Genomic DNA, 11969 nt, shown 5'->3' with positions numbered 1-11969 from the left:
TCCTCTTCACTTTATTTTTTTAGCTAAAGATTGCTTTGATTGCGTCAATCAAGCTAATAAAGAAATCTTTAAACTTATCAAGAAAGGTCTGTCCTTCTTCTGATTCTAGAAAATTGAACACTTTTTCCTTCGCTAAGTTTAATTGTTCTCCCACTTGATTCCAATCGATATTCAGTTCTTTCATTTTATTAAATAGATCAATTAATCTTTGTATATCAGCATCTGATAGTGTAATACCAAGTTCCTTTGCAGCATTTTCAATAATAGCTCTTAGATCTGCATCAGTCTCTGGTGCATTTTTGGCCACTTCATCTTTGATTTTTGCGATTAAAGCAGCAGCCTTGTCAGCTCCAATGGTATCTCCGAGTTCTGATGTTGTAACCATTTCTTCATTCGCAACCTGCTTTACATCTTCAGGAATTGCTTCATCAGAAGATAATTCATAGGCTTTGATAATACCCGTAAGAGCTGCTGTACCACTAACTGGCATTGGTGCAGTAATATAGATAGTAGCATCTTTGACACCAGCAGTGATCAATGCGTTCGTGTACATTTCCTCAGTTATCCTAGTGATATTATTAACTGTTACTTCAAGACCAGAATCTTGTTCACCAATTGTAATTGCAGATGAAGATAGGGCTCTTGTCCCAATCGTTGCTTTTGGAATATAATCACCTAAATATTGATGCTCTTCTTCATTAGATACTGTTATGATTACAGCGGTCTCTGGTGCATCCATTTCTGTTAATATCTTTTGTTTGTCCTCTTCACTCAAATTTTCCCCTAATGTAATAATAACATCGCCAGGTGCTGCATCTGCAAAGCTAATAGATGGAAAAATAAGTGTTAGAGCAAGCAGAAATGAAATAATGAATGATTTTTTCAATTGACATCGACTCCTTTTACAATGTTTTATTCAGCTTTTTTACTAGTTATTCACATTTAACATCATTGGAATACTACTAGTTGATATTATAGCGTGTTTTTAATAGACAAATATAGTTAAAATGTAAAAGTAGAGAAAAATAGTCCGAAAAAATGATGCCATGATTGGAATATTGAATTGAGTTATAGTAGAATGAATACGGTCAATGATATTGACGAATATAATTGTTGGAGGTTTCACATGAAAAAAGCGAGTATTGAATTCGAAAACGGAGAAAAAATTCTAATTGATCTATATGATGATGCAGCACCTGGCACGGTTGCAAACTTTGAAAAGCTAGCTAAAGAAGGATTTTATGATGGATTAAACTTCCATCGTGTTATTCCTGGATTTGTTGCTCAAGGTGGTTGCCCAACAGGAACTGGTACTGGTGGACCAGGATATACAATTAAGTGTGAAACTGCAGGGAATCCTCACAAGCACGTAGCTGGATCTCTTTCTATGGCTCACGCTGGAAAAGATACAGGTGGTAGCCAATTCTTCATCGTACATGAGCCACAACCTCATCTTAACGGAGTACATACTGTGTTTGGACAAGTAACAGAAGGTATGGATTCAGTATTACGTATTAAACAAGGTGATGTAATGAAGGAAGTAAAAGTCTGGGAAGAATAAGACATCTCTCCCTTAGCACAGCAGGCTAAAGCTTGTTGTGCTTTTTAAGTTGAAAGAGGTGATCAAAAAGTGAAATCTTCAAATTGGATCATGTTTTTTGTTCTTCTCTCTGTTTGTCTAATTTGGGGGCTTGTCTATTGGTTTTTTATCGTATAAATGAACCCAAGTTCACAATTCAGCAACATAAAAAGGAATTAAAAAACAGATAATACGACAAAGTCAAAAGTATTATGATATAATACTTTAAAAATCAATATATTTCCTTCGGGGTAGGGTGAAATTCCCAACCGGCGGTAATCAATTATGTAGCCCGCGACCCATATAGCATTTTCTATATGGCTGACTTGGTTAGATCCCAAGGCCGACAGTAAAGTCTGGATGGGAGAAGGAAATCACAAAAAGCTAGTATGCTAAAAAAATGGTGGATATACACCTTTTATTTGGTGTGCTGAAAAAAGCGCAACTTATTGTGATATTCTGTACTTACGAGGCTAATCTTAAGCTCAGACTCCCTTCATCCATTGTAGGCAATGGATATACCTTACATAAGGGGAAACTGAGATAGGGTTAGCTTTTTTGTTTTATAGATCAAGGAACAACCTACTTGAAGTCATTGATTTTTTATAAAAATTAACGGATGAGAAAGGAGGAGAAACGTTGTTTACAGGAATCATTGAAGAAATAGGGACTGTTAGTGATATACAAGGAACAAAGGACTCCATTGTGATGAAAATCAAAGCTGAAAAAATATTAGTCGATGTCGCATTAGGAGATAGTATAGCAGTAAATGGCGTGTGCTTAACAGTTACCTCATTTTCAAAAGAAGAATTCTCTGTTGATGTAATGCCAGAAACAGTCAAATCAACATCACTTCAAACACTAAAAAAACATTCCTCAGTGAACCTAGAGCGAGCTATGTCAGCAGGAGGCCGTTTTGGAGGCCATTTTGTATCAGGACATGTCGATGGTATTGGGAAGATTGTTGGGAAAGAACCACATTCTAATGCCGTGTACTATAGTATAAAAGTGAAGCCCGAATTGATTGATTACATGATTCCCAAAGGGTCCATAACTGTCGATGGAACTAGCTTGACCATATTTGGAATATCTGATGATACATTTATGATATCACTAATTCCTCACACTGTTTCAGAGACAATTATAGGTGAAAAAGGAATTGGGGATATTGTGAATATAGAATGCGATATGCTTGGAAAATATGTAGAGAAGTTTGTGAAAAATTCGCATAACCAAAGGAAAACATCGATTACATCTAGTTTTTTAGAGGAAAATGGATTTAAATAGGAAGTCACAGAGAGGATGAATGTATGATGTTTGATCCAATTGAAGAAGCAATTTATGAATTAATGCAAGGGAAAGTCGTGATTGTGTGTGATGATGAAGATCGAGAAAATGAAGGAGATTTCATTGCTCTAGCTGATAAAGCGACACCTGATGTAATCAATTTCATGATAAAGCATGGCCGTGGACTTGTTTGCACGCCAATTACAGAAGAATTAGCAGAAAAACTGCAATTTATGCCAATGGTTAATGATAATACAGATTCTCATGGTACGGCTTTTACAGTGAGCATTGATCATAAATCAACAACAACAGGGATTAGCACTTTTGAACGTTCAACAACCATACAAGAGCTACTAAATCCAAATGCAAAAGCAACGGATTTCAAAAGACCAGGTCATGTATTCCCATTAATTGCGAAAAAGGGTGGAGTTCTTAGAAGAGCAGGACACACTGAGGCTGCCATTGACTTAGCGCGCATGTGTGGATCAGAGCCAGTAGGGGTTATTTGTGAAATAATTAAGGAAGATGGTACGATGGCACGGGTACCTGATTTAAGAGTGATTGCAGATGAATTTGAGCTAAAAATGATTACAATTAAAGATTTAATTGCATATCGCAATCGAAAAGAAAATCTAGTGAAAAAAGAAATTGAAATTAACTTACCAACTGAGTTTGGAGATTTCAAAGCGATAGGATTTTCAAATGTAGTGGATGGAAAAGAGCATGTTGCATTAGTAAAGGGAGAAATTATTCCTGGTGAAACAACACTAGTAAGAGTTCATTCAGAGTGTCTAACTGGTGATGTGTTCGGTTCGTACCGCTGTGACTGTGGACCACAGCTTCATGCAGCATTAGCTCAAATTGAACAAGAGGGCTCAGGCGTTTTATTATATATGCGTCAAGAAGGTCGTGGAATAGGATTACTAAATAAAATGCGTGCATATAAGCTTCAAGAGGAAGGCTATGATACAGTTGAGGCCAATGAGAAGCTTGGATTTGCACCAGATCTTCGTGATTATGGGATTGGTGCTCAAATATTAAAGAATCTTGGAATTCAAAAGATGAAGCTTCTTACTAATAATCCAAGAAAAATAACAGGGTTAAAAGGTTATGGACTAGAAGTCGTAGATCGTATTCCATTACAAATGCCGTCTAAAAAAGAAAATGAAAATTATTTGAAAACTAAGCATAAAAAATTAGGACATATGCTTCACTTTTAAATGCTTGCAAAATATTGTGCAATACAATCATAACAGTGTAAAATGAACAACGTTATCAAACCAATGATGAAATGAATGGATCTATAGGAGGATTAATATGAATACTAAAACATATGAAGGTAATTTAATTGGAACAGGACTTAGAGTAGGAATCGTTATAGCTCGTTTTAATGAGTTTATTAATAGCAAGCTTCTTGACGGTGCGTTAGACGGACTTAAAAGACATGGAGTGGAAGAAGAGAATATTGGGATTGCTTGGGTACCTGGTGCATTTGAAATACCACTAGTAGCTAAGAAAATGGCGGAGTCTGATAAATTTGATGCAGTTATTACATTAGGTACTGTCATCAGAGGAGCTACAACACATTATGATTATGTTTGTAATGAAGTAGCTAAAGGAGTAGCAACAACTTCTTTAGCAACAGGCAAGCCTGTTGTGTTTGGAGTATTAACAACTGAAAATATTGAACAGGCAATTGAAAGAGCTGGAACAAAAGCTGGAAATAAAGGCTGGGATACAGCAATCACTGCCATCGAAATGGCGAATTTATTACGCTCATTCTAAAAATACGGTTTGAATAGTTAGAGAACGGGTCATACTATAAAGTGTTTTAATTATTTTTGAGAAACTAACCAGGGTGCTTTGGACAGTAGAGAGCACCACTGGTTATTCTTTTTAGGGAAATGAGTATTTTAACTATGGAAAAAAAGAATAGAAAATGGTACTCTAAATACAGTATAATAATAACTCAATTACTATTATTTTCAATTTCAAGAAAGTTATTTCATTAATGAGGGATATATATGCTAATACGATACAAAAAAAATTATGAAAAGATTGCGATGGGTCTCCTTTCTTTTATGCCGTCAGAAAAAGACTTGAAGAAACTTCAAGCTACAATGAAGGAGTATGAAACAGAAGAAGATCGATTACTTTTTCTGTGGAAAGAAGAAGATATTATTGGGATAATTGGCACGCAATTATTACAAGATGAGGCTGTAGAAATTCAACATATTAGCGTTAATCCATCACACCGTCAACAAGGAATTGGAAAGAAAATGGTAAAAGCGTTGAGAGAGACTTTTCCAAATAAAGAAATTAAGCCAAATGAATATACTGCAGCATTTTTTGAACGATGTGATTTTAGTGAAGATGAAAAAGGGGACTAATCGTCCCTTTTTTTAGTTTTGAGTATCTTCTGTTTTTCACGTTCAGCAATCACATCACTTCGATCACGGCGCTTATGCTTATCAATAATATTTACATCCTCTACTGGACGAATGGATCCCCACTCAAGACCAAGGCTCTCACATTTCTTTTTACATACTTCAACAAGCTTTGAATCATTGATTGGCAGATTGAAGCTTTTATAGGATACACTATTTTCTATGTCAGTTAGGCGATCATTTAATAATGTTAGTAGCTTAGCAGGATGTAAGCCGGAATGAGTAACAGCTTCTTTCTTTTTTTCGATTATTGTAATGGCATTTGACATCATTTTGTAAGCGCCGTTAAAATTACCTCTGCGTTGGTGGTAGAGAGCAACAGCTATTTGAATGAAAGCAACAAGATGATCTTTTCTTTCCTCTTTAGGATCTTGTTTCCAAAGTTCCTCTAATTCCTCATGACATTCAAAATAATCTCGATCGCCATGAAAATGAACAAGGTAATTTATGTATTCTTGCGGATAAGCCAAAGTACCACTCCCTTTGCCGTATTTTTATCTTAGTTTAACATAATCATCCTTTTTTGTTCATGTTTAATTACTCACTTTTTAAAGTATGTGAAAACCATGAATCTGTTAAGTATTCCCAACCTTTCTTCCATATAAATTTATTGTTGGACAAGGGATAAATATACACTATACTATTAATATCTATTAGTTAGTTATTGTTTATTACTTGGTGGGATTATAATGGAATATAATGTGAAAATAGATTCTTTTGAAGGACCTCTAGATTTATTGTTGCATCTAATTAATCGACTTGAAATTGATATTTATGATATCCCTGTAGCAAATATTACAGAGCAATATATGCTATATATTCATACGATGACAGAATTGAAATTAGATATTGCTAGTGAATATTTGGTGATGGCTGCAACTCTCCTCGCAATCAAAAGTAAGATGCTTCTCCCAAAACAGGAAGAACTCTATGATGAGGAGTTAGAAATAGAATTTGAGGAAGATCCTCGAGAAGAATTGATGAATCGATTAATAGAATATCGAAAATACAAAGATGTAGCAGAAGATTTAAAAGTACTAGAGGAAGAAAGAGGTCATCTCTTCACAAAGCCTCCAAGTGACATAGGTGAGTGGGTAGATGAGAGCCAACAAGCCACCCAAAATATTGATGTCAATCTCTATGATATGCTAGGTGCACTGCAAAAATTAATGCGCCGTAAGAAGCTTCAAAAGCCACTTGCAACTAAAATTACACGACAAGAAATACCAATTGAAAGAAGGATGGAAGAGATTCTAGCAGACCTTAAAAATGATGGTAAGCGAAGACACTTCTTCGACCTTTTTCCAGTACCTATAAAGGAACATATTGTTGTAACGTTTTTGGCCATTCTAGAATTATTAAAAAATAATTCAATTATTCTAGAACAAGACAAAAACTTTTCGGATATATATGTATCAAGTAAAGAAAGGATTTGACTGTTGTGAAAATGACAGAATGGAAAGCAATTGTTGAGGGTTTACTTTTCGTAGCGGGTGATGAAGGGTTGAACCTTAAACAAATCGCGACAGTGCTTGAAGTAGACCAACTTGTAGCCGAAGACATCATAAGAGATTTAATGGCTGATTACGATGAGATTAATCGTGGATTGCATTTAGTTGAAATGGCAGGTACCTTTCAGTTAACAACGAAAAAAGAACACTCCGATTATATTAGGAAGCTTGTTGAGTCACCTAGTAGTACAGTGCTTTCGCAGGCTGCACTTGAAACATTAGCAATCGTTGCCTATCGTCAACCCATAACAAGGGCTGAAATTGAGGACATTCGTGGAGTGAAAACAGAAAGGCCAATACAGACTCTTGCAGCAAAAGCCCTAATAAAGGAAGTTGGTAGGGTAGAAGGGACCGGCCGGGCGATTCTATATGGAACAACAAAAGAGTTTCTAGACTATTTTGGGCTTAAAACAATAGAGGAACTACCACCATTACCTGAAAAAATCGATGATGAATATGTTCAAGAGGAAGCTGATTTGTTTTTTGAGAGATTTCAAGAATCGATTGAAGATTCGAATTAATCACTACATCTTTGCCTAGGATATGTTAAAATAAAACTGTGCCTAAGTATGAAATTTGTAATCCTGTCAGGATGCAATCAATACAGACAAAGAGGTGGAGTATGAAAATAATAGAATGTAAGGGTTATGAGCTTGAGAAAGCTCGATCTAATACTTCTGAGGATTTCTTTAATAGATCTGAGGTCGTCTATCTTGATCAAAACGAGGAAAAAACCTTTCACTTGTTGTATGTACGTTATTTTGATGAATTACTAATCAATGCCATACCATATGATAGTGAAACATTATTCACCGTTGGGTCACGTGAGGTGACTATTAAGGATATCGTTGGTTTGGTTTGTTTACTCAGTAATCCAAGCTTCCGTTCTCGCAAACGTGTATATATTAATACAATAGAAGAGCTACTAGCGTATTTTAAAGATGTTAATTATGTACGTTTAACAGAGCTCTTTCATTCGCTTGAAAACAAGCAAACGTATGAAGTAAAAGATCCAATTACACTCGTTAAATAATTGACCTTAATTTCGTTTTACATACAACCAGTGGAGGGAAAGACGACATGGGAAATCTTATTGTTAAATCACAAACTGAGCAAGTTGAAGCCTTTTTAAATAATGCAGTAACATCGATCACGAATTATTTAAATCAAACAACAATTGATTCTGTAATGAGTGAGGTTGATGGAGATAAAGCTTATTTTGAAAGCTTACTAAGTAATATTAGACGTCTTGTTGTTTACTGTGAAGAAGGACTTGATGCATGTCAGGTAGTTTTATCAAATGAACCATTTAGAAAAGGGGCAGCAGAGAAAACATTATATAAAATTTATCATCAATGTATTGATGAATTTTTTGCCCCTAAAAATGATTCATGGTATGAGGACAGTCGTGCTGCTTACACAGGAAAAAATGCATTAACTTTCAGACAAACTCCTCCACCTTCTATTGAGAAATTATTGTCTTCTTTGGAAGGGAATTTTCAATCAATTCGTGAAGAATTAGAATTCTATGAAACAGACTATCGCACAAAAATGCTTCAATCTAAATAATGTAGAAATCAACTCAATCTCATAATAGAGATTGAGTTTTTTTATTGAAATCTACAATCTCATTTTGTGGTGTCACGTAACAATCCAGTTTGCATACAATAAAGCGGATAACACAGAGGAGGGGTTAAAATGGCTAGCCAAGAGACATATAAACAATACATTCAGGAAGTTGTTTTATGGGCTGAGCAACTTGAAACATTAGTAAGTGAAATTAGAACTGATGAACTTGAAGTAACGAAATATAAAGAAGACATTAAGAATCTATTAGATTCTTTAAGGAATTTGGACGATGTAATCAAGCAAGAAGATGTCGTTAGGATAAAAGAAAAAGTCGATACACTCTATCAAGGAAGCTCAGCAATTCTTGAACAAAATCCTGGGCAAACAGAAGATAGACTTGATCCATACAATGGGATAGCAATTGGAGAGCATAAGCTACCACCACTTCCATACAGTTACAATGCACTAGAACCTTATATTTCTAGAGAAATCATGGAATTGCATCACAAGAAGCATCATCAAAGTTATGTGGATGGATTAAATAAAGCAGAAAAAATGATGGAAAAAGCACGGCAAACAGGAGATTATGATTTATTAAAGCATTGGGAGCGTGAAGCTGCCTTTCATGGCTCGGGACATTACCTTCATACCATCTTCTGGAATGTTATGAGTCCTAGAGGGAAGAAGATTCCTACTGGAAGATTACTTAACAAAATCACTCAAGATTTTGGAAGCTTTGACGCATTTAAGAAGCATTTTACAGAAGCGGCCAATAAAGTTGAAGGGGTAGGTTGGGCTATTCTAGTTTGGTCTCCACGAGCACATAAATTAGAAATTCTTCAATCAGAAAGACATCAACTTTTAACTCAATGGGACACAATCCCATTACTCGTATTAGATGTATGGGAGCATGCATACTACTTACAATATAAAAATGAAAAAGAGTCTTATGTGAAGAATTGGTGGAATGTTGTGGATTGGAATGAAGTTGAAAACCGCTTTAAAGAAGCATCCAAACTTCGTTGGAAACCATTTTAATATAATCTAAAGCTGCTGTTCTAGGAGGATTAATCTGCTTCTATGGGACGGTAGCTTTTTTTACTAATAGTGCTTTTCCATTTTTCATACATATAAGGGATTGTCCTGCATAAACTTGTACAAAACAGCAAAAGGGACGGGGATTAAATGACCTATGGAAGGAAATTAACACTACTACTTATTACCATCATGATCCTAATTTCTTATATTCCTCAAAAAACAGCTGCATTTGGATCTGTGAGTGCACATAGTGCAGTTTTAATAGAACAACAGACTGGACGAATCTTATATGAAAAGGATGCACATACAAAAAGGAGGATAGCTAGTATTACCAAAATAATGACAGCTATTTTGGCTGTTGAATCAGGGAAGATGGATGAAATGGTGACAGTCTCAAGCCGTGCTTATGGGACAGAAGGGTCATCACTATATTTACAAGAGCATGAAAAAATTAAATTAGAAGATTTAGTATATGGATTAATGCTGCGCTCGGGGAATGATGCCGCAGTTGCAATCGCCGAGCATGTCGGAGGAAGCTTAGAGGGCTTTGTTGTGTTAATGAATCAAAAGGCTGCTGAGATAGGGATGAACAATACAGAATTTGCGAATCCGCACGGACTTGATGATCATGAAAATCATTACTCTACAGCCTATGACATGGCAGTTTTAACAAAATATGCAATGAACAATGATGAATTTAAGATCATTTTTGGGACAAAGGTGCATCGAGCTCCTAATCCAAATGAGAAATGGGATCGGGTTTGGAAGAATAAAAATAAATTATTAACGGGCCTTTACCGTTATAGTACAGGAGGGAAAACAGGATATACCAAAAGAGCGAAGCGCACGCTTGTTTCAACTGCATCAAAGGATGGTTTAGACTTAATTGCAGTGACCATAAATGCAGGGGATGATTGGAATGATCATATGAACCTTTTTAACTCAGCTTTTAAAGAATACCAACTTGTAAAGATAATAGAAAAAGGGAAGTTAAAAAAGATAAAGGATTCCTATTATCAAAATAAACTATATATAAATAGAGATTTAATGTATCCAATGACAGAACAGGAAAAACAGAGGATTGAAATCGATATTAAACTATTAAATCCGAAGGAAAATGAATGGAATAAACCTGAAGATGTACCCAATGTTGTTGGTACCTTACTAGTAAAACAAGGTGACTCTAAAATAAGTAAGCTTCCGATCTATTTTGATCATGCAAATAATGAGAAGGGTAATGAAAATTGGTGGGGGATTTTTAAGAAAATCTTCTTCATAACAATGGGTGTGAAAAAAGATGGTTAATATTATATGGGTAATGATGGCGGTTATTGGAATTGTGTTTGCCATGATTAATGGAACGATTGATCAAGTAAATGAAGCGCTCTTTAAAGGTGCAAAAGAAGCAGTAACAATCTGTATTGGATTGATTAGTATATTAGTATTTTGGCTAGGGTTAATGAGAATTGCACAAGATGCTGGTTTATTAGAAAAGTTAGCAAAACTGTTTAAGCCAATCGTACGGTTACTTTTTCCTGAAGTTCCTGTGAATCATCCTGCGATGGGCTACATCCTATCTAATATGATCGCCAACCTCTTTGGGTTAGGAAATGCAGCAACACCAATGGGAATTAAAGCAATGGAGCAATTAAGAGAGTTAAATGGAGGGTCAACTGAAGCAAGTCGTTCTATGATAACGTTTCTTGCAATAAATACATCCAGCTTAACACTTATTCCAACGACAGTCATAGCAATACGGATGACATATGATTCAGCTAACCCAACAGAAATTGTTGGATCAACACTTCTGGCTACAATTGCTTCAACCATTGCTGCAGTATTAATAGATCGATATTTTTATCATCGAAGAATGAAAAAGGGGGCTAAGAAGTAGTGGAAATTGTTAGTCTAATATCACTCTATATCATCCCCGTTATTATTGGATTTATTTTATTATATGGAACTATGAAAAAAGTCCCTACATATGAATCTTTCGTTGAGGGAGGAAAAGAGGGCATCAATATTGCCTTTTCAATCATTCCATATTTGGTTGGAATGCTCGTATCAATATCGATCTTTCGGGCATCTGGGGCAATGGATTTCTTTATTGATATACTAAGGCCAGCCTTACAGTTTATTGGATTTCCGGCTGAGGTAGCTCCACTAGCTTTAATTCGACCTATTTCTGGAACAGCCGCACTTGGGATGACAACAGATCTTATTTCTACCTATGGCCCAGATTCATTTATAGGAAGATTGGCTTCAACGATGCAAGGAAGTACTGATACAACTTTTTATGTTTTAACCGTCTATTTTGGAGCAGTTGGAATTAAAAAAATGGGAGATGCATTAAAGGTTGGCTTATTAGCAGATTTAATTGGAATCATCGCATCTATTGTGATCGTTGTATTATTATTTGGCTACTAGAAGAGGCTGGGACATAACTAGCTTCAAATAAAGAGAAAGGTGAATTTGAGTACGCTCAAATTCACCTTTCTCTATTTTGTCGTTTAAATTCTACTATTACCTTAGTTAATG

At 35.5% G+C, this 11969-nt stretch carries 15 protein-coding genes and 1 riboswitch; of the genes, 13 read left to right on the top strand and 2 right to left on the bottom strand.

From position 1 onward, the window contains the following. Positions 1-19: 19 nt before the first annotated feature. Complete coding sequence (locus tag F7888_RS15385; RefSeq protein WP_191780949.1) at positions 20-886, bottom strand: DUF1002 domain-containing protein; 867 nt, start codon at positions 884-886, stop codon at positions 20-22. A 240-nt stretch (positions 887-1126) separates the two neighbouring features. Between F7888_RS15385 and F7888_RS15380 the strand changes: the two genes are divergently transcribed. The 5 genes from F7888_RS15380 (at position 1127) to F7888_RS15360 (ending at position 5256) form a co-directional block, all read left to right on the top strand. Further along, entirely contained in the window at positions 1127-1561 is a 435-nt protein-coding gene (locus F7888_RS15380) for a peptidylprolyl isomerase (protein WP_191780947.1), read from the top strand. Positions 1562-1817: 256 nt separating this feature from the next. Next, a riboswitch (FMN riboswitch) is annotated at positions 1818-1955 on the top strand. 263 nt (positions 1956-2218) lie between these two features. Beyond that, on the top strand, positions 2219-2866 hold the full coding sequence (gene ribE, locus F7888_RS15375; RefSeq protein ID WP_191780945.1) for a riboflavin synthase: 648 nt from the start codon (positions 2219-2221) through the stop codon (positions 2864-2866). A 26-nt stretch (positions 2867-2892) separates the two neighbouring features. After that, positions 2893-4086, top strand: a complete 1194-nt coding sequence (locus F7888_RS15370; RefSeq protein ID WP_191781125.1) for a bifunctional 3,4-dihydroxy-2-butanone-4-phosphate synthase/GTP cyclohydrolase II — start codon at positions 2893-2895, stop codon at positions 4084-4086. A gap of 97 nt (positions 4087-4183) precedes the next feature. Further along, positions 4184-4651, top strand: a complete 468-nt coding sequence (gene ribH / locus F7888_RS15365; protein WP_191780943.1) for a 6,7-dimethyl-8-ribityllumazine synthase — start codon at positions 4184-4186, stop codon at positions 4649-4651. 239 nt (positions 4652-4890) lie between these two features. Further along, positions 4891-5256, top strand: coding sequence for a GNAT family N-acetyltransferase (locus F7888_RS15360; RefSeq protein WP_191780941.1), 366 nt, complete (start codon positions 4891-4893; stop codon positions 5254-5256). Here the strand turns inward: F7888_RS15360 and F7888_RS15355 are convergent. Next, the gene (locus F7888_RS15355; RefSeq protein WP_191780939.1) at positions 5253-5783 is read right to left on the bottom strand and encodes a DUF309 domain-containing protein; all 531 of its coding nucleotides are present in this window, start codon (positions 5781-5783) and stop codon (positions 5253-5255) included. The two genes, F7888_RS15360 and F7888_RS15355, sit on opposite strands and share 4 nt — an antisense overlap. Before the next feature lie 219 nt (positions 5784-6002). Between F7888_RS15355 and F7888_RS15350 the strand changes: the two genes are divergently transcribed. From F7888_RS15350 to F7888_RS15315, 8 genes are all read left to right on the top strand, one after another. After that, positions 6003-6749, top strand: coding sequence for a segregation/condensation protein A (locus F7888_RS15350; RefSeq protein ID WP_191780937.1), 747 nt, complete (start codon positions 6003-6005; stop codon positions 6747-6749). A 5-nt stretch (positions 6750-6754) separates the two neighbouring features. Further along, complete coding sequence (scpB, locus tag F7888_RS15345) at positions 6755-7345, top strand: SMC-Scp complex subunit ScpB (RefSeq protein ID WP_191780935.1); 591 nt, start codon at positions 6755-6757, stop codon at positions 7343-7345. 101 nt (positions 7346-7446) lie between these two features. Beyond that, positions 7447-7857 carry a hypothetical protein gene (locus F7888_RS15340; protein ID WP_191780933.1) on the top strand — a complete coding sequence of 137 codons (411 nt, stop codon included), beginning with the start codon at positions 7447-7449 and terminating at the stop codon, positions 7855-7857. Between the two features lie 47 nt (positions 7858-7904). Beyond that, positions 7905-8393: a YpuI family protein gene (locus tag F7888_RS15335; RefSeq protein ID WP_191780931.1), complete on the top strand. Its 489-nt coding sequence runs from the start codon at positions 7905-7907 to the stop codon at positions 8391-8393. A gap of 129 nt (positions 8394-8522) precedes the next feature. After that, positions 8523-9431: a superoxide dismutase gene (locus tag F7888_RS15330; protein WP_191780929.1), complete on the top strand. Its 909-nt coding sequence runs from the start codon at positions 8523-8525 to the stop codon at positions 9429-9431. 147 nt (positions 9432-9578) lie between these two features. Then, entirely contained in the window at positions 9579-10736 is a 1158-nt protein-coding gene (locus tag F7888_RS15325) for a D-alanyl-D-alanine carboxypeptidase family protein (RefSeq protein WP_191780927.1), read from the top strand. Next, positions 10729-11325 (top strand): nucleoside recognition domain-containing protein, encoded by a 597-nt coding sequence (locus F7888_RS15320; RefSeq protein ID WP_191780925.1) that lies wholly within the window; start codon positions 10729-10731, stop codon positions 11323-11325. The genes F7888_RS15325 and F7888_RS15320 overlap by 8 nt, the downstream gene beginning before the upstream one ends. Next, entirely contained in the window at positions 11325-11858 is a 534-nt protein-coding gene (locus F7888_RS15315) for a spore maturation protein (RefSeq protein ID WP_191780923.1), read from the top strand. Before F7888_RS15320 ends, F7888_RS15315 begins: the two co-directional genes overlap by 1 nt. Positions 11859-11969: the final 111 nt, after the last annotated feature.

The organism is Litchfieldia stipae, from assembly GCF_014837155.1.
GTDB lineage: Bacteria > Bacillota > Bacilli > Bacillales > Bacillaceae_L > Litchfieldia.
This window is presented reverse-complemented; position numbering and strand designations above follow the sequence as displayed.

Excerpts from the sequence above, each read along its gene's own strand:
- F7888_RS15370 (WP_191781125.1), top strand. The coding sequence starts at position 2,893 with ATGTTTGATCCAATTGAAGAAGCAATTTATGAATTAATGCAAGGGAAA.
- ribH (WP_191780943.1), top strand. The coding sequence starts at position 4,184 with ATGAATACTAAAACATATGAAGGTAATTTAATTGGAACAGGACTTAGA.
- F7888_RS15340 (WP_191780933.1), top strand. The coding sequence starts at position 7,447 with ATGAAAATAATAGAATGTAAGGGTTATGAGCTTGAGAAAGCTCGATCT.
- F7888_RS15325 (WP_191780927.1), top strand. The coding sequence starts at position 9,579 with ATGACCTATGGAAGGAAATTAACACTACTACTTATTACCATCATGATC.
- F7888_RS15330 (WP_191780929.1), top strand. The coding sequence starts at position 8,523 with ATGGCTAGCCAAGAGACATATAAACAATACATTCAGGAAGTTGTTTTA.
- F7888_RS15350 (WP_191780937.1), top strand. The coding sequence starts at position 6,003 with ATGGAATATAATGTGAAAATAGATTCTTTTGAAGGACCTCTAGATTTA.
- F7888_RS15380 (WP_191780947.1), top strand. The coding sequence starts at position 1,127 with ATGAAAAAAGCGAGTATTGAATTCGAAAACGGAGAAAAAATTCTAATT.
- F7888_RS15360 (WP_191780941.1), top strand. The coding sequence starts at position 4,891 with ATGCTAATACGATACAAAAAAAATTATGAAAAGATTGCGATGGGTCTC.
- F7888_RS15320 (WP_191780925.1), top strand. The coding sequence starts at position 10,729 with ATGGTTAATATTATATGGGTAATGATGGCGGTTATTGGAATTGTGTTT.
- F7888_RS15335 (WP_191780931.1), top strand. The coding sequence starts at position 7,905 with ATGGGAAATCTTATTGTTAAATCACAAACTGAGCAAGTTGAAGCCTTT.